A 22,324-nucleotide genomic window follows, 5' to 3' on the forward strand; every position below is an offset into this window, starting at 1 on the left:
AGGTCAGTTGGCGAATGTGAATGCTTCCGTCTCGATCTCGATGAAGGCGCGCCCCAGTGCGCCAACCGCACGATAGAAGATGGCGCTCTCCGCGCTCTCGATGTCGGCGAACAGCCGCCCCATCCAGGGCGCGACGTGTTTTTCGAAGAAGGCGCGCTGCGCCTCGAACGACGCCGCGAAGCGGCCTGCCGCGAAACCTGCCATGATCTCGCACAGAATGGCCGCGTGATCTTCTGGCTCCGAATTATTCGCGACGCGCGCGATCCCGGACGCAGCGAGGTCGGCGCGCAGGCGCGACAACGGCCGCTCGTTGAGAAAGCCGGTCAGGTAGTAGGAGGCATAGGGCAAGAGCTCGCCGCGGCCGAGGCCGATGAACAGATCGAAATATTCGCGTTCGACCTTCGCTGCGACCGCGTTGGCGGCGGCTGCAGCCAGCTCGGCATGCGCGCGCCCGAGCGGCGTCGCATCACCGGTCAACGCTGAGAGTTGATCGAGTAGTCTTCCTGACGGTGCCGCGGATAACAGCGTCGCGAGTAACAGATATTGCTGCGCACGTGCCGCATCGACCGGATCAATCGCCTCTTTGGACAAAAGCGGCTCGCTGTACAGATCAGGCCGCAAGTCATTGCGCGATACGCCGGTGGCCGCTTCGACGGCAATCACCCGTTGCGCGGGCACCTTGCTCCAGTTCGAAACGGACGGCTGGCTGATGCCGATTTTGCGCGCAAGCTCTGCAACGCCGCCGGCGGCGTCAATGGCTCGCTCAAGGCCATCATCACGCACGTGGACCTCCCATCAGAGTCCGAGGTGCTTGATTTTTCTTATGTTACAAAGCGCTAGGCGAAGCGTAGTCCCGGTTCCGCGGGGGGTCAATTGCCCCATAGTCTGAGGCTATAGCCCTTTCGTCGGGGGTTTAGCGAGGCAGCGCGCCGCCATGCGTGTGGCGCCGAACCAACATCCGTTCGCTTTCAGAGCTCTCAGCGACAGTTGGTTGCGTTGCAGCAGGAGCAGGTGCTGGTTCAGTGGTCGCGGCTTCTTCGGCGACGACCTCAGCGTCCGACGTCACGCCCTGGCGCAATTCCCGCGGAGAATCCGTGACTTCAACCGGAGGCTCGGACAGCGCCTCAGCTGATTTGCTGAGGCCGCCGACGATCTTGTCCACGAACGCAGCCAGCTCTTGTTCGGAGCAATCCAGTGGACCAAAGCCCGGCATCGCGGTCGGATCGTTGAAGTCCCAGGCGTTTTCGGCAAGCCCGACGAAGTCGCGAATGGCGGGGTCGGCGATCCAGGCGCGACGAAGCGCCGCACGCGTCAGATCCTGCGGAATCCCTTTGCGGAGGAATGCCTTGATGTCGGTCGCTGATGTGATCGAGTCGATCGAAGGCAGGCTCGAGATGTCGAATTCCGCTTCGTCGTCCTTCGCGACGGGCGGTGGTGCTGTTTGCATGTCGTCGTGCGTTGCCGGGGCCGGTTGCGTGGCGTTCGCCCTTGCCTCCTGCTTGCGACGGGACCAGCGTGCCAAAAACTTGTCCTCGCCCAACTTGTCCTCACTCATTCGTGTCCGCCTTCATGCTGCCGGCGCGCGAGCGCCTCCGGATCGGCCTGCCGCCGCTTGCGTTTGAAGAACTCGCGTTCGACGTGGTGCTCGGCAACGAAGCTTTCAATCTGCTCGCGCAGCATCTCCGGCATGGGAACCGCCTCGACAAGATTCGCACCGGCTTCCGTGAACGCCTCGCCTTCGGCAGGATCGGCGGTGGCGGCAGCCACCGAATAGGGCCAGGCGCCTTCTGCCGGCGACAATACGGTCCAGATGCTCGGACTTCCCGAGGCGAGATTGTCGCGATAGCGCGCCGTCTCGGAACTGTAGAGATCGACCATGGCGCTGCCGGCGTAGAACAACGTCGTCCCGTCCTCTTCGCGCAGCACCGTCCAGGGCTTTGTGTCCAGCTCGTCCGGCAGCACGGCGACGGCACGCCAGACAAAGTCGGTCCACGGCGAGTCCGCCCTGTGCCGCTCGACCACGATGCCGACGGGGATGCGCACAAGCGGCAGCGCGGCCGGGCTCATGTCACCATCTCCAGGTGTTTGATCGGCAACCCCGTCAGCAGGTTCTGCGGCTTCATCCGGAGCTTGTGATCGGAGCTCATCGACAGAATGAGATAGACCGGCTCACCCTGCATCTCGGCTGCAGCCGCGTTCGTGTCTGCAAACCTCAGGCGGAACAATGAGAGCACGCGTGCGGCGCTGCGATCATCGAGCCGCTCGCCGTGCCAGAGACGGTCGCCAAGCCTGGTCGCATCAGTGTCGAGCCCGACATACCAGGTGAGGTGCGCATCACGCAGCTCGCGCAGCGGCTCGATGCTGACGTCGATCCCGAGCAGATGGGAGATCCAGCGCGCCATCGCCTGCGCCAGCGCGCTCGGCCCGCGGCCGCCCGCGGTGAGGTCGAACGCCATGTCAAAATGGTCACTTCTAGGCCAATAATCGTCGGCATTGTCCTCGCTCAAGACGTCCAGCTCGGCATCGGTCACTGCCCCCAGCATCGACATCAGCGAGAGCACTGGCGTCGGGCTCTGTCCACCGACGACCTCTTCATCGCCGAGCAGCAGGGCCCGTTCTTGCGGCAGGATACGCTGCGGGCGGAAGAACAGCTCGGCTGCGCGCAGCACGAACGGATCATCGCAGCCATCGAGCGCATTGCGCAGGATCACGTGCACGAGCTGATTGACGAACAGCGGCGGCACATCGTTCGCCCCCGACCGGACGGTTGCAAGATAGGCGGCCTCCAGCGTCGGATGCCGCACCAGCAGATCGCGATAGGCAAGCACGAGCCGCCAGTTCTCCCTCGCATCCGCATCGACAATCGCAGCGATCTCGTCCGCGCTGACCGGCCGGCGGGGAACGGCGAGCAGCTCGCGGTGCAGCCGCCGCTCGACCGGGCATGCTTCGTCCGGCGGAATCAGCTCGGGACGGACGAAATAGGCTTTCAGGAACTCGTCGGTGACGCAAAGCCCGCCGCTCTCGTCACGATCGAGCAGATGGTGGCCGCACGCGATCCAGAAATCATTCATCGGTGCCGCGGCTCCTGGTTCATATCGGCAAGCCTCAGATCGCTGTCGGGCTCGACATCATCCTCGACTTCCATGAACGAGAACGCCTTGCTGTGTCCCTGCCCTGCCCGCAGTTGCAGCCTGCGGAACGACTCCCGAACTTCGCCATCGCTCACCGAACGGTGAACCGCGATAAGCGAACTGATCGGATGGGTGCAGAGCGACTGCGCAAAGGCGACCTCCTCTTCCGCAGCCGTCCGCGCGGTTGCCAGATCCGGCGCGCCGAAACGATCGATGAGTTGCCCGGCGAGGAGTTCGATCAACGCCCGGCAATCGTCGTCGGTTGCCGGCACAATCTGCACCAGTGTCGACCACCCCCAGGATTGCACCCCGAGGAAGCCGCTGCGGAAGGCCGCACGCGCCTTGCCGCTCATGGCCGTCGGATCCTGGTCGCAGAAGCGGAACGCGCCGGAGACGGCCCATTCGCCAGGTTCGGCCGGCGCGTCGAACACAAAAGTGTCGGAGGGATCGAGCGCGATGGTGCGCAGCAGTTTCACAGCCGCAGTCCTCCAAGCTTCGGATCGAGCCAGGACGGCGTGGCGAGCGCCTTGACCAGTTCGCTCCGCTCGGTCCGGTCAGTGTTGATGCGGCGTGCGAGGAGATCGCCGCAATCATCGATCCGCAGGACGGTTTTCCGCTCGCGGGCCATGCGACTGAGATAGTCGCGCGCGACGCCGTCAAAGCCATCGACCTGCCAGCTATCGATCACGCGCATCAAATGCCGCGCGAAGCTCTCGGTCACCTCTACGGCGCCCGCTTCGCCAAACCCCTCCTCATCCAGCGCGGACGCGAGCGGATGAACGCCGGGCCCCTGGTCGGCCATTGCGACCGTCCGGATCATCGCGCCAAACACCAGCCAGGCGGGCGGCTCATCCTCGCGCGCGGACGACGGCCATCCCATCCGCCCGCCGCCGACCAGCCCCCCGTCAATCTCGACGGCGTCGGGCCAGCCGATCGCGACCGTCTTGTTCGGCGGCGCATAGGCGCGAAGAGCGTCAGTGAGCGCGACCATGCCCGCGTAGAAGGCGCGTCGCGCGGTGCTCAAGGGTTCGCCCGGCTCGAGCACCACGGCGAATTCCGCAAGATCGAACCGGCCGACGCACACCAGCGTCCCAGCGCCGCTTTTGGGTGCAATGCGGCAAGCGTGGGCAAAGGCGTCTCCGCTCTCACGCAACCGGACGAGCGTGAATGGCGGCGGCAGATGGATCGGTTCCGCCAGGGAAACGTGGCTGGTTGGGGTCGACCGCAGGGCCGTCCTCCACTTTCCTTTTCTTCCCGATAGTGAAAATCTATACGAGGTGCAGGAACGGCGCGAGTCCGTAAGACGGCGCCGCACTGGCGGAGGGATCACCTGGAGCAGCCAGCGAAGACCGTCCTGATCTGCTCGTGTGAAGACACGATGCGCCTTGACGTGGCCGCGATCCGGCGTGGATGCCCCAATTGCGAGATCAGGAGCCATCGCCATCTCTGCGGCGCAGAACTCGATCATTTCCGCAATGCCGCAAAGGCGGACGGCCCGCTGACGGTCGCCTGCACGCAGCAGGCCGCGCAGTTCACCGACGAGAGCGGCGAACGCCCTGGCGGCATCAGCTTCGTCAACATCCGCGAGACGGCCGGCTGGTCGCGCGACGGCGCGAATGCGGGCCCGAAGATGGCGGCGCTGCTCGCGGCGGCTGAGATTCCCGCGCCGGACTATCCGTTGGTCACTTTGACGAGCGACGGCATCATCCTGATCTATGGGCGCGACGAGGCCGCGATCGAAGCCGGGCGGCTGCTCGCGGATCACCTCGATGTCACGGTCATGCTCAAGCAGCCGGCAGACGTCACGCCGCCTGGCACGGCAGTGTTCCCGATCGTGAAGGGCACGATCCGCAACGCGCGGGGACATTTTGGCGCCTTCGAGCTCACGATCGACGACTACGCTCAGCCGCACCCATCTTCGCGCGACCGTTTCGTGTTCGAAGCCCCGCGCAACAGAGCGACCTCACGCTGCGATCTCGTGCTCGACCTCTCCGGCGAGGCGCCGCTGTTTCCCGCGCACGACCTGCGGGACGGCTATCTCCGCGCGGATCCGAGAGATCCCGCTTCCGTGCTGCGTGCCGTGCTCGCCGCTCGCGATCTCGTCGGAAGTTTCGACAAGCCGAGGTACGTCGATTTCACGCCCAGCCTCTGCGCGCATTCGCGCTCGAAGCTGATCGGATGCCATCGCTGCCTGGATTTATGCCCGACCGGCGCGATCACGCCGGACGGCGACCATGTCGCTGTCAACGCAAACATCTGCGCGGGTTGCGGGCAATGCGCGGCGGCCTGTCCCACCGGCGCTGCATCCTACGCGCTGCCGCCCGCCGACACCCAGTTGCAGATCCTTCGCGCCATGTTGCTCGCCTATCGCGAGGCTGGCGGCACGCATCCGGTGCTGCTGCTGCATGACAGCCAGCACGGCACGCCGCTGATCGATGCGCTCGCCCGTCATGGCGACGGATTGCCGGCCAACGTGCTTCCCCTCGCCGTCAACGAGCTGACGCAGGTCGGCCTCGAGGCCATCATCGGCGCATTCGCCTATGGCGCGGCTGCCGTGCGGTTCCTGCTGCGCACCAAGCCGCGACATGCAGTGACCGGGCTGTCGCAAACGATCGCCATGGCAGACGCCATTCTGGCTGGCCTCGGATTTGACGGATGCCGTGTGGCGACGATCGAGACCGACGACCCCGACGTGCTCGGTGCACAACTGAGCGCGATCGAGCCCCTTGATTGCGTCGTGCAGCCCGCAACCTTCAAGACGGTCGGCAAGCGGCGCGATCTGCTGCGATTTGCCTTGAGCGAATTGCATCACCTTGCGCCAAAGCCGGTCGACGTGATCGCCCTGCCGCAAGGCGCGCCGATCGGCGCGATCAGCGTCAATACCGAGGGATGCACGTTGTGCCTGTCCTGCGTCTCGGTCTGTCCGACCGGCGCGCTCCGCGACGATCCCGACCGCCCCGTGCTCAAATTCGTCGAAGACGCCTGCGTGCAATGCGGCCTGTGCCAGAGCACGTGCCCCGAAAAAGTCATCACGCTCAAGCCGCAGATCGATTTCCGCGCGGCCCGTGCGCCCGCGGTCGTGATCAAGGAGGAAGAGCCCGCGCTTTGCATCCGCTGCGGCTCACCGTTCGGCGTGAAGAGCACGATCGACCGGGTCGCGGCAAAGCTCGAGGGCCGGCATTGGATGTATCCTGCCGGCGACAAACGGCTCGAGGCCTTGCGCATGTGCGCCGATTGCCGCGTCATCGTCATGAGCGAACAGCAGTTCGATCCGATCCAGGACGTTCCGGAACGCGCGCCACCACGGACGACGGATGATTATCTGCGCCAACGCGAGAACAAGGAATAGCCGATGCCTCGTTTCATGACGGTTCTGTCGACATGCCTTATCGCCACGATGCTTGCCGGCACGGCCGTCCCCGCCGCCACCCTCACCAAGGCGGAAAAGGTCGCGCTCAAACAGGCGGTCGTCGCCTGCAAGGCGGAGGCAAAGGGCAAGAAGATCAAGTGGCTGTCACGCCGCAAATACGTCAACCAGTGTGTCGTGACGGCGCTCAAGGAACATCCCAGCATCGATGTTGCTCGCATGCTCGAGGAGCGCCCTGAGCTGACGAATATGCCCGTAGAGCAATGGCCGGGGTATTAGATCGAGCTACTTCGATGTCGCACGCGCCAGAAAGTCAGTGAGCGCGCGGCGATCTTCGGCTGAGCCGATGTGCTGCTCCGGCATCTTGGTGCCGGGCGTATAGGCGTTCGGCCCGATTTCGAACAGCTTTGAGACAGTCTCCGGCGTCCAGACAATGTCCATCGCCCTGAGTGCGTCGGAGAAGCGGTAGCCCGGCAGCGAAGCGATCCTCCGGCCGAAGAGCCCGGCAAGCGTCGGGCCGGCGCGCTGCACCTCCGTCTCCGACAATGTGTGGCAGGCGACGCAGGCCCTGAAGATTTCGGCGCCGTGATCGCCGGCATAGGCGGCGAGCGGATCCGCCGGCGTGCCCAGCACGTTCAAACCGATCGCTTCGCCGGTCAGTGCATTCCAGCGCCTGATCTTGCCGTCGGCGTTGCCGGTCAGGAGCGTCGCGCCATCGGGCAGGAACGCAACCGACCAGACCGGCATGCCGAGCCCGGCGAGCGTTCGCACCACGCTGCGCGTTTTGCGATCGACGATCGTCACAGTGCCGTCAATCGCCGCCGCAGCGATCAAGGCGCCGTCATGCGAGATCGCCAGGGTAACGATCGGCGTGGCGCTGGCCATGACCTCGCCGTTTCCCTTGCCATCGGCACTCAGCATGCGCAGCTTGCCGTCTGCTGCGCCGGTGACGATTTCGCCATCAGGCGAGATGGCTACGGCATTCAGCGGCGACGGCACCGTGACGACCTCGGCGCTGCCGTCCGGCAGGCGCCAGATCCGCACCGTGAGATCATAACCCACGCTCACCAGTGATTTTCCATCGGGGGCAAAGGCCACGCCGTTCACGTTTTGCGAGTGGCCTTGCAGCACGCGCGTCCCACCGTCGATCAGCGATGAAATCCGCACCGTGTGGTCCCACGAGGCTGATGCGAGCTTCGATGCATCAGGCGAAACGGCGAGCCCGGCAATAGGTCCCGCATGGCCCTCGAGAACCCTGTCCGGCTGCGGCCGGCCCGGCACCCAGATGGCGATCTGGCCGTCCGCACCGGCCGTTGCCATTCTTCCATCTCCGAGGAAGGCAACCGCATTCACCGCGCCCGAATGGAAGCGCAGGACCTGCTCGGCGGACTCGGTTGCGAGGGACCATCGGATCGCTGCGGTGTCGAAGCTACCCGACAGAACAGTCTTGCCATCGACCGAAACGGCGATCGCACGGACAGGTCCGCCGTGTCCCGCCAACTGCGCCTGCGCGGGCTGCAGCGCAAGGAGCAGCGAAGCCGTCAGAAGCACGGTGGCGAGACGCAAGGTCAAATCCATTAGCCGTCGGAGATACTCACAGCGACGCCCCGTGCCATTCTGCCTGGCTTTTGCGGCACAGCCAAATGCCGACCTGCGACGCCCGTCAGCTCCTGCCGGCGATCATTCTGCAGATCTCGCGTGTCCGTTCCGACTGGCTTGGGGCCCTTGGGCAAAAACGCACCCGTTTGATCCAGCTCAACGAGGGGACCTCGCATTGGTTTCAGGTGCGACAAGCCGCGCCTTGAAAGGCGACCTACATGATCGCAGTCTTATGGCGCCTCACAAATCGAGGCCAAACATGCAGATTCACCCGAAGACATATCTGCAGCTCATCTCGCGGTTGTGGCACTTTCGCGTGTTTCCGCCGCGACACCGCGACTCGCCCGCCCGGGACGCCTCGCCACTGCTGATCTACATCGTCGCCGTGCTAGCGCTGCTATTGGCTGTCCTTGAGGTTGACCTCCACCGCGAGTTGCTTCAGTCCTTCGGACTGCTCGGCGATCCCGCTGGGATCAACCCGATTTTTATGGGCCCTTGAGATACAGCCTATGACGCTGCGGCTCCCGCAGGCGAACAAACCGCCTGACGCAATGTTCAGGACGCACGGCAGCATTCTCTCTATGGCTGTGCTCCCCTTGGAAACACCAGGGATCGATCTTCGAAATCTTCAACCGCCAGTCTGCCCTGTTGCGCCTTATGCATCTCTCGCATAGCGGGCATCCCTGCCACCGATGCGCGATTCTCCGAGGATGGATGCGATCGAAGCATATTCGTCGCGCCCACGATAACCGCGAGGGCGGTAAGGCCGGAGATCATCAGGAGCTTCATGCGAACCTCCGTTGGTTCTGCGAGAGTAGAAGCTCTGACTAGTGCAGGCCTCGAAGCCGCCGTGTGAGATCCCTCACATTTCTCATTTTCTTGATGATGCCCGCCACGCGTCCGGAACGGGAGCAGAAACCGGCCCTGCACGGCGAAGCCGACGATTGCTTCGAAGATCTATAGTCCGCCGCGCGGAGAGTGAGGATAAGTTGCGGGCAGCGGCGTTAGTCCGGCGACTGTCAGGACCAGAGGCGTGACGCGGTGATCTACGTCTTCAGACGTGCGAGCTTCGGCCTGACACTTGCTCCCGAATTCCTCCAGGCCCGCGCGCTTCTCGAACATCGCCGACAACAGAGACGCGAGTGGAGATTTCTTCTTCAACTCCTCGACGTCGACGACGCGGATCGCATGGCGGCTCTCTCGCTCGATCAGGCCGCTGTCGCAGAACCTCATCATCGTGCGGCTCAACGTGTCGCAGTTGATGACGAGATAGTTGGCGATGTCGGTGCGCGACATCGGAAGCTCGACCGTCACGCTGCGGGAGTCCATGCGCTCCTTCCTCAGTGCCAGGGCCAGGATGAACGAGGCGACGCGCTGCTCGGTCTCGAGACGACCGACCAGCAATTGATGAATGTTGGCACGTGCCAGTTGATTGTGGCACCGCATGACCAGGAACGCCCAGTAATCATGCGGCGGCACGATCCGATTGGCGGAGGGCGGATCCAGGGACACCAACGATGCGCGAGTGATCGCCCTCAGCGAAACGCCGGGCGCGGGAAGCACCGTCGCGGCCGACAGCACGTCGCCGGCGACGAGAAAGTCCAGCACCTGCAACTTTCCTTTGGCCGGCGTTGCGTCAATTGCCAGCATGCCCTCCCGCAGCACCACCACCTTCCCCGGCGGAGGAAGCGGAACGCGCTGCTGCGAGTTGAGGTGCAGGCAGTCGCCATCGGCGCAGATGTATTCGATAAATTGTCCGACTTCGTCGAGCGGCGGGTTGAGTGTGGATGAACGCAATTGCGGTGGAGAAAGATCTTCAACAAATGGCTTGCGCCGGGGGATCATTGCGGGGCCCTCTTCGGGAGCCTTGGCGCTGACCTCGCGTCAGCGACGAGCGCTCGAAAATCAAATGAATAGATAAACAGCAACGCAGAGGGCGAAGTGTATCACGCGCAGCCGCCGATCGAACGGTCATGAGGGGGTAGACCTCATGCGCCGCATTTCGAATCGAGAATACCCTTTTGGTGGTAATCCCAAATTGCGGCGCTGGGGCTTGATGCGCTTGTCGGATTCCACTCTTTGCGGACGCAAGCCGCATCCCGGTTGAAGGCGCCACTACAATGCCAAAGCGCGGGTGTGTCCAACGAGAAACCCTGTCGCGCGTCAGAGTTCTCCATCGGAGACGCGCGCGGGCACATCCAGGCATCGCGCGCCACATCATCGTGCGGCCGCGATGCTGCCTGACGTCAGTCCTCGATGAAACCGCTGTCGAGATGCATGGCCACCGCCACAAACTGTCGCCGTCGATGAACACGGCCGGATCGGAGAAAGAGTGTGCTGGCGACAAACGCCATTCAGCTGCGGCGAATGCGTGGCCGCCCCTTTTTTGGAGCCACTTCACTCGCGCTGCCGACCCGAGCGAGAGCAAGTGCTGCCAGCACCGTGCGATTGGAGACCTGGAGCTTCTGGAAGACATGATGAAGATGCACTTTGATGGTGCCATCCGAAATATTCAGCCGGCGCCCGATTGCCTTGTTCGACAATCCTTCCGAAACCAGACGTATGATCTGGCGTTCGCGATCCGTCAGCGTCATCAAGGCATCCTCCGAACCCTGATCGCGAGGAGCCGGCCTAGGCAGAGGCGAAAGGTCGCGGCCTTCCGCGATTTGACGCAGGGCCTGCAGGAGTACTTCTGGCGCCACGTCTTTCAAGAAGATGCTGTGACCATTGATCGCAGTTGACGCGACCAATTCGCGCCCCTGCTCCGCCGTCATGAAGAACACCAATCGCGTCTGGAGTTCTTCCGAGTTCACAATGGAAAGAAGTTCGAGGCCGGACAGACCGGGCAGCGCGACATCGACGATGGCAATGTCAGGCTCGAGATTGCGCAGCGCCTCAATGAAGCCCGCGCCATCACTGCAGGACGCAACGATTTTGAAGTCGCGGTCGGCTTCGAGCAGGCCACTTAAGCCCAACAGCACCACCGGATGCCGGTCCGCTATGACGACACTGATACGACCCATCTGGGCGATCCCAACCTCCCCCAACGTGATGAACCGCCCCTGACCCCCGCTTATTCCGCAAACACTGCCACGTTTTCCCTAGCGGCACATTCCGTAGGATGCCGGTAGGATTGGTACGAACGACCCCACCCTAGCACACGAGGTTCGCCGATTCTGTTAAGAAGAATACACAATCCTTGCTAATCATTTTATCGTTAACTCGCGCATAGGATGCATAATTGCAACCTATAGCGGCGTTTTTTTGCCCGCCGACTTCAAAGCTGCAGCCGCGCGACATTTAAGCTCACCCCCAGAGCGCCTATAACCAAAGATATATATGGATATCGGTAATTCGAATCTAACATTCAGAAAAGGCTCCGCGAAATAATCAAGGCTTTAGGAACTACGGGGTGCGGACCCCTCGAGTTCTGCCAAGGAGAGCGACGAAAGGAGACAAGAGAGGACTACGACAGCCGCGATCTACACGATGGGACCGATTTCGAGACCAAGACCATTTCAGGACCAAAACAGCATTCCCTCGTGCCAGCACCGGATGTCGACTGCCCCGTCTAGATTGTCATTGCGTCAAGGGCTGGGAGTGAAAAATGTTGAGGCGACGATTTATCGCAACGGTTGTTATTGGAAAAAGCGTATTAATAAGAGAGGGCATCGCCGGAATATTGAGATCGGCGAATTTTCGCACTCTGACCTCTGTATCATGCGTTGATGACCTGCCGCCGGGCAAGCTGCAACCGCAAGATCAGCTGGCCTTAATGCTACATACCGGCGACGAGTTCGATACGGTGATCGAGCAACTCGAATTCCTGCGGGATCGCAATCCAAAAGTTCGTATTGCGATCGTCACCGATCACTATCGGCGGGACGAGATGGTTGCCGCGTTTCGCGCGGGTGCCAACGGCTATTTCGTCGATGCCATGACGCGCGACGCCTTCATCAAATCCATTGAACTGCTGATGATGGGCGAAACCGTCTTCCCACCGGCGTCTCTGATGTCAATTGCACTCGAACCGGAGCGCGATATTGACCGAAAGCTGGAGCGGCAGGACAACGGCGATCCCAGACTCCTCGCCATGGAGGAGGACCAGCCGGCGCAGCAGTTGTCACCGCGCGAGAAATCGGTTCTGCGGTGCCTGATCGCGGGCGACTCCAACAAGTCCATCGCGCGCAAGATCGACGTCGCCGAGGCGACCGTAAAGGTTCACGTCAAAGCGATCCTTCGCAAGATCCGGGTTCAGAACCGGACCCAGGCGGCGATCTGGGGAATGAACCACTGGTTTCCGGCGCCGTCGGCAAACACGAGGATCGGCGCTTCGCCTCCGACCGTCCAGATCGGCAAACGGCCCTTCGATACGATCGACGTAGCGTCCAACGTCGAGCCGATCGAGGCATCGCCTCCGATGGAGATGCCGACGCCGCTGCCAAACCATGTGAAGGCGCGTCGTTACGGGCGCCTGCTTCGAGGCGATTGAGCCGCGGCGACACGTCACGCTTGGCCTGTCCCGCGTTGGCGGCATCGAGCTCGCGGCGGCATCCGCCGCCGTAGGGCTTACCGGTCCATCGGTCGCCGCCGCAAGCGGCCCGAGCGTGAGTTCGCTTTTCGCGCTCGAGCCCCCTCTTCCTATCGCTCACGCAGCGCTTCTTGCTTGTATCTCGCCAACGGCGAGAGCAGGTAGCTGAGGATCCTGCGCGCGCCGGTCTTGATCTCGACCGTCACGGCCATGCCGGGACCCAGCTTGACCAGCTTGTCCTCGACCTGCATGTGCGACCGATCGAGCGATATGCGCGCGGCATATTCCAGCTCCTGACCCTTCGGCTCACTGCCGCCCTGGGCCGAGCCCGCCGTCCGGTCATTCGAGCCGCCCTGTGGACGGTCGCGCGTGATGGCGTCCGACGATACGCTGAGCACGTCGCCGTGGAGAAGCCCGTAGCGCGTGAAGTTGAAAGTATCGATCTTGATTTCCGCCTTCTGTCCGGGATGGACGAAGCCGATGTCGCGGTTGGAGAGCATGGCCTCGATCTCGAGCTGGCTCTCGCTTGGAACGACCACGGCGAGCGCCTGAGCCGGCGTCACCACACCTCCCACCGTATGGACGGCGAGCTGTTGCACGACGCCATCGACCGGCGCGGTTAGCTGCTGGAGTTTGGTGCGCCGCTCGGCCTTGATCACCTCCTGCTGAGCGCTCGCAGCCTTCTGCTCGGCTTTCGCCAGCAAGTCATAGGTTGCGCGCCGATACTCCGCAGCGGTCTTGTCCTTCGTTTCCTTCAGCAGGGCGATGGCCGCGTCGGCTTCTCGCAGCCGGCTCTGTTGCAGGAGAAGATCCTGCTGCAGCCCGACGAGCTCCTGATACTCCTGGAGATAGACGACCTTCGAAGCCAAGGCCTTTTCGACGAGACCTTTGCGGATGTCGACGCGCTCCTGCAGCACCGGGATCGTCGCCTCGAGCTTCGCGACGCTTGCCGACGTCGTCGCCCGCTCCGCCTCCTTCTGGCCTTGCTGGCGCTCGATTTCGGCGAGCTTGGCATTCTGCTCGGCGCGCTGGCTGATCAGGAACTGACGATGCATCTCGACGTCTGCGGCGCTTGCGCTTTGCGGCGGCCGGAATGCGGCGAGCGGGTCCTGCGCGAGCGCAGCCCGCAGCCGCGCGACGTCGAGCTCGGCCGCAACGAGATCGCTCTTCTGGCGCTCCTGATCGGCTTCCGTCATGGTCGGGTCGAGCTCGATCAGGACGTCGCCGGACCTGACGCTCTGCCCATCGCGCACGTGGATGGCGCGCACAACGCCGGTCTCGAACGGCTGGATTAGCTTGGTGCGTCCGCCCGGCACGATCTTGCCGGTAGCGGTCGCGACGATATCGACTGTACCGAATGCCGCCCATACCAGCGCGATGCAGAACACCGCGATGATGCTCGCCGCGATCGCGCGTCCGACCGGCGACGGCGGCGATTCCGTGATTTCGAGCGCCGCCGGCAAGAACGCAATTTCCTGCTCGCGGCGACGAACCTCGGTTCGCGGAAATGCGATGATGTTTCGGCTAGCGGACGTCATGGATACCGGCCTGCAGATAATGAAGGTTTGCGTAACGCCCGTTCGAACGGATCAGCTCATCATGGCTGCCGTCCTCGACGATGCGGCCATGCTCGAGCGTGATGATCCGGTTCGCATTGCGCACGGTCGAGAGCCGATGCGCGATGACGAACACGGTCCGGCCGGCGGCAATTCGCCTCATGTTCTGCTGGATCGCGCGCTCGCTTTCGTAGTCGAGCGCGCTGGTTGCCTCGTCGAGGATGAGGATGCGCGGGTCGGTAATGAGTGCGCGCGCAATCGCAACGCGCTGGCGTTGCCCGCCGGACAGGCTGCTGCCGCGTTCGCCGACGACGGTGTCGTAGCCCTCGGGCAGCTCCAGGATGAAGTCGTGAGCGCCGGCGAGCGTGGCAGCCTCGATCACGCGCTCCATCGGCACGGCCGGGTCGGCTAGCGCGATGTTCTCGCGAATGGAGCGGTTGAACAGCACGTTCTCCTGCAGGACGACGCCGATCTGGCGTCGAAGCCAGGCCAGATCGACCATCGCGAGGTCGACGCCGTCGACCAGCACGCGGCCGCTTTCCGGCACATAGAGACGCTGGACCAGCTTGGTGATGGTGCTCTTGCCCGAGCCGGAGGAGCCCACGATGCCGACGACCTGACCGGGCTCGACGTTGAACGACACGTCGTGCAGGACCTCGGGGCCGTCGATGCGGTAGCGGAAGGTCGCATGCTCGAACGTGACCTGCCCGCGGATCGGCGGCAGGGCAGCCCGGCCGGGATTGAAGCTCGGCTCGGGAATGGTGTTGAGGATGTCGCCGAGGCGATCGATCGACAGGCGGGCCTGATGGAAATCCTGCCACATCTGCGCGAGCCGCAGCACCGGCATGCTCACGCGGGCGGCCAGCATGTTGAACGCGACCAGTTCGCCGACGGACAGGTCGCCGCCGATTACCAGCCTGGCGCCGAAGTAAAGCGTCGCGGCCACGACCAGCTTGTTGATCATCTGGACCGCCTGGCTCGCCGTGTTGTTCAGGCTGAGCACGCGGAAGCTAGCGCTCACATAGGCGGCGAGCTGCTCCTCCCAGCGGAGCTGTATCTGCGGCTCGACCGCCATCGCCTTCAACGTCTCGACGCCAGTCACGCTCTCGACCAGGAAGGCTTGGTTCTCGGAGCCACGATTGAATTTTTCGTCGAGGCGTCGGCGAAACAGCGGCGCGGCTCCCGCGGAAATGCCGATGTAGAACGGGAACGACGCCATGACGATCAGCGTCAACGTCGTCGAATAATAGAACATCACCGCAAGGAAGACGAAGGTGAACAGGAAATCGATCACGAGCGTGAGCGCCGAGCTCGTCAGGAACTGGCGGATGTTTTCGAGCTCGCGGACGCGCGCAACCGAGTCGCCGACACGGCGTGCCTGGAAATAGGCGATCGGCAACGCCATCAAGTGACGGAACAGCCGGGCGCCGAGCTCGACGTCGATGCGGTTCGTCGTGTGCGCGAACAGATAGACACGCAGCGTGCCAAGAACGGTCTCGAACACGGTCAGCGCGACAAGGCCGATGACCAGAACGTCGAGCGTGCTCATGCTTCGATGTACGAGCACCTTGTCGATCACCACTTGGAAGAACAGCGGCGAGATGAGGGCAAAGATCTGGAGGAAGAACGAGGCGACCAGCACTTCGCCGAGAAGGCGGCGATATTTGTGAACTGCGCCGACAAACCAGCCGATATCGAAGCGCCGGGACAGATCCGTCAGGGCCGCGCGCCGGGTCATCAGGATGATGTCGCCATCCCAGATGGCCTCGAGTTCGGCCTGCGTCATAGTTTCGGGGCGGGGCGACAACGGACGCTGAACGAGGAGCGTGTCGTCGACGAACTTGCCGAGAATCAGGAATCCGCCATCGCGCAGCAGAGCGATGCCCGGCAGCGGAGTCACCGCGAGCCGGCTCCAGCTCGTCCTCTGTGCCCGCGCCTTGACCCCGAAATCCTTGGCACAGCGCAAAATTTCGGCAACGCCGACGCGCGCCGTGCCGATCCGGTGCCGGATCTGGCCCGGGTCGGCCGCAATGCCATGGCAACGCAGCAAGATGGCCACGGCAATGAGCCCGGCCTCATCGTGGCTCTCGGATTGCGCGAAGGCTGCCTCGACCGGCATATCACTACGATCGGCGAAACTCGCAGGCATCAAAACGTCGCGGGCGCGCATCAAGGCGTCGCGAGCGCGCATCAGCGCATCGCCGGCACGCCTCGCCAGCTCACGCCCGTGGGTGGCTGCGACAAGCGTATGAAGCACGCGGGCGCGCATCAGCGCGTCCCTGGTACGCCCCGCCAGCTCACGCGCGTGGACAGCCAAGCCGGCAAACGCATGAAGCACCCGATTTGCGACATTCTGCGTTCCAGTCAGGATCAGACGGCCATCCCAGATCTCTTCGAATTCCGCGCGCGTCATCACCTTCGGAGACGTCGAGGCCGGATGCAGCACCAACGCGCCGCGGTCGTCGACCTTTCCGAGCAGCAGAAATCCGCCGTCGCGCAGCGATGCGATTCCGGGTAGCCCGATGCCCGCAAGTCGCTTCCAATGCGTAGTCCGCGAACGGACCTCGACTCCAAACTCGCGCGCGCAGCGAAGCAGCGCGGGGATACCGATCACACCGCCCTCGCATCGGTCGAGGAGCTGGTCGGGCCCGGCGTTCACGCCATGAAGGCGCAGGAAGAGAGCCAGGGCTCGAAGCCCCAGATCTGCGGCGTGGGCATTTCCGTTCTGGATCGCCATTTTTTACTCAACCCTTCGCGGCTACCCGGCCGCGTTTGATGTTCCTTATGCATTTCAAAACTGTTGGTACCGCAGCCTGACACCGGGCTGCGGAAGCGGATCAGTGCTGAGGCCTGGTCAGGAACGGGTCCTCACACCAGATGGCGCCATTCGATACCGCCAGCACGATCTGAACGCATCGACCCGGCCGGAGTTACCGGCCAACGCACTTGTGGACACTCGACGAACTTCTTGGCAGGCCAAGTTGAAGACCGGGATTCCACTGCCGCGCATCGCGAAGGCACGCGACATACCGCATGCTCGCAGCCTAGGACCACGAGCAGATTTCAAAGCATTGCAGCCTCGAACCGCGAGGGGATTTCAAAGCAGCGGGATTTTGGAAGCTGGCCCCCCAACTGCTGGGCCGGTGGTTAATAAGCAAAAATGGCGAAAAAACTTTCGAAATGTGATTTATGCACACGTATTCAGGCCCCATGTATTTTGCGCCGACACGAGCCGATTCGTCGGAAGACACGCACTCGATTTTTCTGTCGGATTAACGCGCGAAATTGATAATCGAATGTTTCGCGGCCATGGCCGCGTGCGATGTTGCTTCTCATGCATTTCCAAGACTGTCCAAGACTGATGGTGCCGCACCCAGGCGCCGAGCGCCTGGGTGCGGCAGTGGATCAGTGTTGAGGTCTGGTCAGGAGCGACGAGTTCTGTGCCCAGGTGTTGCCATTCGACACGGCTGCCACGATCTGACCGGGGTCGACCCGACCGGTGTTACCCGCCAGATACTGATTCAGCAGTGCGAAGCTCTGGCTTGCCAGGGACGATGCAGTCGATCCGCTCGCATGCGAGGTATCCGCCGCCGTGATCGGCGACGCAGAGGTCGCGACGCCTCTGTTGGCGACCAGGTCCCTGATCTCGCTGAGCAGAGCAGACCCCTGGCTCGTGCCGGTCGTGGTGGTCCCGCCGCTCGCGACCGAGCTGCCATGGTGGTGCCAGCATCCATGGCCATGGTCATGGCCTGAGGCCCCTGTGTCCGTGCCGGTCGACGGCGTCCCAGTGGAGGTAGTCGACCCGCGAGGATCCGTCACGGTGATGGTCTGCGGCGATGCCGTCGAGACCGCACCGGTGGTCGGATCCTTCGCGCTTGCCGTCAGCGTAAGCGTCGCAACCGGCTGACCTCCGCCCCTGTAGTTCGACGTCAGCGTCAGTCCGCCGTCGACTTGCGCGGCAGTCAAGGTGATGTCGCTGCCATGGAACTTGGTGCCGTCGCTGGTGGTGATCGTCTCGTATCTCGGCAGCCCCTTGATGTTCAGGGTAACCTGATCATTGGAATCAGTCGTTGTCACCGTTGTCCCAAGGTCGACATGACCGCCTCTGCCAGCCACCCAGAGCGAGTTATCCGCGACGGAGAGGACCGGCTTGGTCACGGACGGCGTCGATGGGGTGGTCGGGGTCGTCGGCGTCGATGACGGCGGATCGATCTGGAGGCCGGAGAACGTCTTCAGCGCGCCCGACAGGTTCGCTGCGAGACCGCCGGAGTCCTTGATGCTCGCCCCGTTCGGGAGATTGACCCCGGTGATCGCGAGCGCCGGAGTATTCGTGTCGGTCGACGCGACCGTGGTCTTGAAGGTGAGCGAGTTCGTGCCCGAGCCACCGACATAGGTCGCCTTTGCACCATCGTTGAGCGACAGCGTCGGCGTACCACTGACGGTCACGGCCTCGCTGAAGCCGAGCGTCAATGTGATGGTGTCGCCGGGTAGCTCGACTCCCGTTCCCGGTGAAGCGGAGGCCTGGGTCACCGTCGGCGCGACGTTGTCGGGGGTTGTCGGCGTCGTTGGGGTGGTCGGCGTCGTTGGGGTGGTCGGCGTCGTCGGGGTAGTCGGGGTCGTCGGCGTGCTCGACGAGTTCGAGATCTGGAGACCCGAGAACGTCTTCACCGCACCCGAGAGGTTCGCTGCGAGACCGCCGGAATCCTTGATGCTCGCACCGGTCGGCAGATTGACCCCAGTGATGGCGAGCGCCGAAGTATTCGTGTCGGTCGACGCGACCGTGGTCTTGAAGGTGAGCGAGTTCGTGCCCGAGCCACTGACATAGGTCGCCTTTGCGCCATCGTTGAGCGACAGCGTCGGCGTACCCGTGACGGTCACGGCCTCGCTGAAGCCAAGCGTCATTGTGACGGTGTCACCGACGTGCTCCGTTCCCGTCCCCGGCGAAGCGGACGCCTGAGTCACCGTCGGCGCGACGTTGACGGGGGTGGTCGGGGTCGTCGGGGTCGTCGGCGTGGTTGGGGTCGTCGGCGTCGAGGGCGCGCTGGGCGCGGTCGTCGTGTTGTTGGTTACGCTGTTATTGTTGGACTGGTATACGAAAATTCCGTTGGTCGACGCCCCATTGTTGTTGTTCGTGTTGTTTCCGTAGATGGTGTTCCCGGTGATGGTGGCGTTGTCGGACTGGTACGACTCGATGCCGGGCCCGCCATTGCCGTAGACCGTGTTGTTTTGGACAAGGAATCCTCCAGTGTATCCGGAATTGGAGTCTAGGATGATACCTTCACCATCGGTGATCTCTCCAGAGGAGAACGCATTCGGAACCAAGTTTGCGTTATTGTAGGAGGTGTTGCCGCTTATGATGATGTGGGCACCGGGATTCGTGTCCAAGTTCTTGGACGTATTGACGGTAATGCCGCTATTGGCATACCCTGACCAGTTTGCGTTGTCGTGCACAACGTTGTTCAGAATTTGCAGATAATCAGCTCCGTCTGAACCAATGCCACCGCCGGGTTCGTTGTAGACCGTGTTGTTCGCGATCGTGATGTGGTTTGGCAGCGGCACACTGTCGCTTGACCCGATGTATATGCCGTTCCCATTGAGGGCAGGGTTGCCGGTTTGAGACCCCACCGCAGTGGTATAGTTGGCCGCACCGCCTCTTACAGTGAAGCCCTCAACCACGATGTTGGATGCTTGGATCATGATGCCGTTCCAGGCGCCGGTGCTGTCGATGACAGGCGTCTGTCCGGGAGCAGCTTCAAAGGTGATAGGGGCGCTCGCGGTACCACTGGTGGTAATCTGCAGCACATTGCCGCCCGGCTCCCCGGTATAAGTACCATTCATGACCTCGACAGTGTCACCGGGTTTCACCAGATTCGCGGCTGCCTGCAAGGTAGCCAGAGGAGCATCCGCGGACGTGCCCGCGTTGCCGGACTGACCAATTTCAGAGCTCACATAGTACGTCGTCATGCATTATCTCTCCCACACGGCGGACCCCAATTCGTCACCGAGCATCAACGCAGCACACCGATCACCGGCGTTTGAACTGCACCACCCACTCGATTTTGAATCAGCCGCTGAACTACCCCGTCACCCAATGCGGAATTCGCCGCGGGCGAAGACTTTTTTAAGACGGTTTGTGGACTCGAACAGGGAGCTTTTGAGTATCACCGCCTAAGTTGAGGCTGCGACCATATACCAACGGATAAATGTAAGGCCGATCGTTTAACCCAAAGAATATTTCTTAGTGCAGTTGAATAACGCAGATTGCTCAAAGAACCAAAAATCGAAACATTTTCGCTTTTACCCACAAGCCACCGCACGATGAATTGCGCTCAACTTCGGGCCCGCGAAAATTCCCTTTGAGCACAACATCATCCGCTCGCAGACTAAAGGGCTTCGAACCGCAGCAGAATAAACGGTGGAAAATAACCCTCCGATTAAGAAACGATGTCCCCGCACCTAAATATCCGACTCGCCCGCGATTAGAAACACGGCGGACGCGATCAAAGCGATGGCCCCGGAATGTGGCAGTCGCCCCAGATCTGTTTTTGAATAAGTCAGCGAACTGAATACCCTTATCGGTGAGTACGACTTCGATCTTGTAGGGAACGGCCTCGACGAGCTGGGCCGCTGGCGTGAGAATCGCCGGATGTTGTGGTCGAGCGACCCAGTTGGCGATTTCTGGTGCGGGCGTCATCGAGATCGAAGAACAGAGTCTCGTTGAGGGCTCATCGCGCATCCGGCCCATTAGACCTCTCGATGAAGCCGTTCTGCATGGGCCTTCCCGGCGCGATGAAGTGCCAGACCATGGCTATGTCCTTGTCCCAGACGAGCATAGCATTGCAGGTGAGCTCAGTGCCAGGGTCAGACACGATCTTCCTGGCTTTCCGCACCGTTCGACGATCATCGTCCGCTCGCGGGCGACGGCGTCCGTATCCGGAATCCGTGGCTCTACAAACACGGTGCAATGGCGAACATGTCAGGTGCGGAATGTCGGCTGCAGGATGTAGAGGCACTCATACAGCGGCAACAAAGTGAGCTTGCGGAATGCAACGATGGCCGTCCGGCACAGGGGAGTCGAGGATGGCTTCCTCGGTCCCGGGTATCGTCACCGACGATCTGGCGCTCCACCTGGCTATCGACGTCGGGGTTGATCCCGGATCGGCCCGCCAGTCTTCTCAGACTGTCTTGACCATGTCGTATCGCTCGAGGGCGGTGCGTCTGGATGTCGCATAGCGGATGGCCTCGGCGAGTTTGGATTTGCCCGACAGGCGCGGCAGCTCCTTGTCCCACAGGTTGAGGAGCGTCGCGCGATCGAGCGCTCCATCAATGGCAGGAGCCCCGGAAGGGCGTCTGGAGGTACGGCAGACTCTGAGATGGCCCCTCGTCGAGGACCTTTAGGTCTAAATGCGGGAGCAGCTCGCCAAACTCTCCCGCGGACACGACCTAGCCAAAGCGTTCAACTACACCCTGAAGCGATGGGCGAGCTTCACGCTGTTCCTGGAGCACGGACTCGTGTGTTTCTTCAACAATGCTACCGAACGTGGCTTGCGAGGCATCGCTCTTGGACGCAAGTCTTGGCTGTTCCGCGGGTCTGATCGCGAAGGGCGACGCGCCGCAGCGATGTACAGCTTGATCGTCACAGCCAAAATGAACGGCATCGATCCGCAAATCTGGCGGCCTATGTCCTTACCCGCATCGCCGCCCACCCAGCTCATCGGCTCGACCAGCTCCTGCCCTGGGAAATGAACGCCTGTATCGGCGATCTCCGCTCGAGCGGCATGACCACACACGTCAATAAGATCCATCACGTCACCATCATCACCCAGGTCGCGAAGGACTTCGGTGAAGACGAAGATTGGCTGCGCGACATCGCCATTGAAATGGGGATCGAGGACGGGGGTCATCTGGGTCTATGGCGTCGAAGATGACGGCGTCAAGGCGTTCACCGACTTCGGAATCGAAAACCTGATCGAGCTTATTAGGTAGCTACAAAGAGAAGCCTGGACTGCTCAGGCGGTGACCCTGCGGCCTGCGCCGAATGGATAAGGATGGTGTTCGATTGTCAGGAAATCTTGTGGTTTGCCCCAGGAGTTCATGAGAGCGAGCATATGTCCGTAGTTTGCCGGGCCGTTGGTCTGGA

The 22,324-nt window shown here is 62.3% G+C and carries 18 protein-coding genes and 4 pseudogenes; 6 read left to right on the top strand and 16 right to left on the bottom strand.

What is annotated here, in order from left to right:
• Positions 1-3: 3 nt before the first annotated feature.
• The 6 genes from K289_RS0143405 to K289_RS0143430 all read right to left on the bottom strand — a co-directional run bounded on the left by K289_RS0143405 (position 4) and on the right by K289_RS0143430 (position 4,446).
• Positions 4-783 (bottom strand): Cro/CI family transcriptional regulator, encoded by a 780-nt coding sequence (locus tag K289_RS0143405; RefSeq protein ID WP_027557007.1) that lies wholly within the window; start codon positions 781-783, stop codon positions 4-6.
• Between the two features lie 130 nt (positions 784-913).
• The gene (locus K289_RS0143410; RefSeq protein ID WP_027557008.1) at positions 914-1,540 is read right to left on the bottom strand and encodes a DUF3306 domain-containing protein; all 627 of its coding nucleotides are present in this window, start codon (positions 1,538-1,540) and stop codon (positions 914-916) included.
• A gap of 11 nt (positions 1,541-1,551) precedes the next feature.
• The gene (locus K289_RS0143415) at positions 1,552-2,067 is read right to left on the bottom strand and encodes a DUF3305 domain-containing protein (RefSeq protein WP_027557009.1); all 516 of its coding nucleotides are present in this window, start codon (positions 2,065-2,067) and stop codon (positions 1,552-1,554) included.
• Positions 2,064-3,071, bottom strand: a complete 1,008-nt coding sequence (locus tag K289_RS0143420) for a DUF6352 family protein (RefSeq protein ID WP_027557010.1) — start codon at positions 3,069-3,071, stop codon at positions 2,064-2,066. Before K289_RS0143420 ends, K289_RS0143415 begins: the two co-directional genes overlap by 4 nt.
• Complete coding sequence (locus tag K289_RS0143425; RefSeq protein ID WP_027557011.1) at positions 3,068-3,607, bottom strand: DUF6505 family protein; 540 nt, start codon at positions 3,605-3,607, stop codon at positions 3,068-3,070. The genes K289_RS0143420 and K289_RS0143425 overlap by 4 nt, the downstream gene beginning before the upstream one ends.
• On the bottom strand, positions 3,604-4,446 hold the full coding sequence (locus K289_RS0143430; RefSeq protein WP_027557012.1) for a biotin/lipoate--protein ligase family protein: 843 nt from the start codon (positions 4,444-4,446) through the stop codon (positions 3,604-3,606). Before K289_RS0143430 ends, K289_RS0143425 begins: the two co-directional genes overlap by 4 nt.
• A gap of 63 nt (positions 4,447-4,509) precedes the next feature.
• Between K289_RS0143430 and K289_RS0143435 the strand changes: the two genes are divergently transcribed.
• The gene (locus tag K289_RS0143435) at positions 4,510-6,480 is read left to right on the top strand and encodes a 4Fe-4S binding protein (RefSeq protein ID WP_027557013.1); all 1,971 of its coding nucleotides are present in this window, start codon (positions 4,510-4,512) and stop codon (positions 6,478-6,480) included.
• Positions 6,481-6,483: 3 nt separating this feature from the next.
• Positions 6,484-6,777, top strand: a complete 294-nt coding sequence (locus K289_RS0143440) for a hypothetical protein (RefSeq protein ID WP_027557014.1) — start codon at positions 6,484-6,486, stop codon at positions 6,775-6,777.
• A gap of 6 nt (positions 6,778-6,783) precedes the next feature.
• Here K289_RS0143440 and K289_RS0143445 read toward each other — a convergent pair whose 3' ends face one another.
• Entirely contained in the window at positions 6,784-8,076 is a 1,293-nt protein-coding gene (locus K289_RS0143445; protein WP_027557015.1) for a c-type cytochrome, read from the bottom strand.
• 280 nt (positions 8,077-8,356) lie between these two features.
• Between K289_RS0143445 and K289_RS0143455 the strand changes: the two genes are divergently transcribed.
• Complete coding sequence (locus tag K289_RS0143455; protein WP_027557016.1) at positions 8,357-8,596, top strand: hypothetical protein; 240 nt, start codon at positions 8,357-8,359, stop codon at positions 8,594-8,596.
• Between the two features lie 80 nt (positions 8,597-8,676).
• Here the strand turns inward: K289_RS0143455 and K289_RS50095 are convergent, their stop codons facing one another.
• The 3 genes from K289_RS50095 to K289_RS47540 all read right to left on the bottom strand — a co-directional run bounded on the left by K289_RS50095 (position 8,677) and on the right by K289_RS47540 (position 11,120).
• The gene (locus K289_RS50095; protein WP_063676855.1) at positions 8,677-8,886 is read right to left on the bottom strand and encodes a hypothetical protein; all 210 of its coding nucleotides are present in this window, start codon (positions 8,884-8,886) and stop codon (positions 8,677-8,679) included.
• 168 nt (positions 8,887-9,054) lie between these two features.
• Entirely contained in the window at positions 9,055-9,942 is an 888-nt protein-coding gene (locus K289_RS48160; protein WP_084788984.1) for a Crp/Fnr family transcriptional regulator, read from the bottom strand.
• Positions 9,943-10,451: 509 nt separating this feature from the next.
• Positions 10,452-11,120, bottom strand: a complete 669-nt coding sequence (locus K289_RS47540) for a response regulator transcription factor (RefSeq protein WP_084788985.1) — start codon at positions 11,118-11,120, stop codon at positions 10,452-10,454.
• Positions 11,121-11,704: 584 nt separating this feature from the next.
• On the opposite strand from K289_RS47540, the gene K289_RS47545 reads away from it, so the two are divergent.
• Complete coding sequence (locus K289_RS47545; protein WP_145927411.1) at positions 11,705-12,589, top strand: response regulator transcription factor; 885 nt, start codon at positions 11,705-11,707, stop codon at positions 12,587-12,589.
• 149 nt (positions 12,590-12,738) lie between these two features.
• Here K289_RS47545 and K289_RS0143475 read toward each other — a convergent pair whose 3' ends face one another.
• The 6 genes and pseudogenes from K289_RS0143475 to K289_RS51385 all read right to left on the bottom strand — a co-directional run.
• Positions 12,739-14,166 carry an HlyD family type I secretion periplasmic adaptor subunit gene (locus tag K289_RS0143475; protein ID WP_027557018.1) on the bottom strand — a complete coding sequence of 476 codons (1,428 nt, stop codon included), beginning with the start codon at positions 14,164-14,166 and terminating at the stop codon, positions 12,739-12,741.
• Complete coding sequence (locus K289_RS0143480) at positions 14,153-16,303, bottom strand: type I secretion system permease/ATPase (protein ID WP_051311434.1); 2,151 nt, start codon at positions 16,301-16,303, stop codon at positions 14,153-14,155. Before K289_RS0143480 ends, K289_RS0143475 begins: the two co-directional genes overlap by 14 nt.
• 303 nt (positions 16,304-16,606) lie before the next feature.
• Positions 16,607-16,921 (bottom strand): annotated as a pseudogene (locus K289_RS52800) (cysteine peptidase family C39 domain-containing protein); the annotation flags it as partial.
• Positions 16,922-17,589: 668 nt separating this feature from the next.
• On the bottom strand, positions 17,590-20,148 hold the full coding sequence (locus K289_RS48165) for a right-handed parallel beta-helix repeat-containing protein (protein WP_051311402.1): 2,559 nt from the start codon (positions 20,146-20,148) through the stop codon (positions 17,590-17,592).
• Between the two features lie 301 nt (positions 20,149-20,449).
• Positions 20,450-20,929 carry a hypothetical protein gene (locus K289_RS53345; protein WP_198024907.1) on the bottom strand — a complete coding sequence of 160 codons (480 nt, stop codon included), beginning with the start codon at positions 20,927-20,929 and terminating at the stop codon, positions 20,450-20,452.
• A pseudogene (locus K289_RS51385) lies at positions 20,865-21,124 on the bottom strand (integrase core domain-containing protein); the annotation flags it as partial. The pseudogene K289_RS51385 and the gene K289_RS53345, both read right to left, overlap by 65 nt.
• Before the next feature lie 367 nt (positions 21,125-21,491).
• Between K289_RS51385 and K289_RS0143500 the strand changes: the two are divergent.
• Together K289_RS0143500 and K289_RS47560 are read left to right on the top strand one after the other, a co-directional pair.
• A pseudogene (locus tag K289_RS0143500) lies at positions 21,492-21,966 on the top strand (transposase); the annotation flags it as partial.
• Positions 21,963-22,204 (top strand): annotated as a pseudogene (locus K289_RS47560) (hypothetical protein). The pseudogenes K289_RS0143500 and K289_RS47560, both read left to right, overlap by 4 nt.
• Positions 22,205-22,324: the final 120 nt, after the last annotated feature.

Source organism: Bradyrhizobium sp. Cp5.3 (assembly GCF_000426265.1).
In the GTDB taxonomy this organism is placed as follows: Bacteria; Pseudomonadota; Alphaproteobacteria; order Rhizobiales; family Xanthobacteraceae; genus Bradyrhizobium; species Bradyrhizobium neotropicale.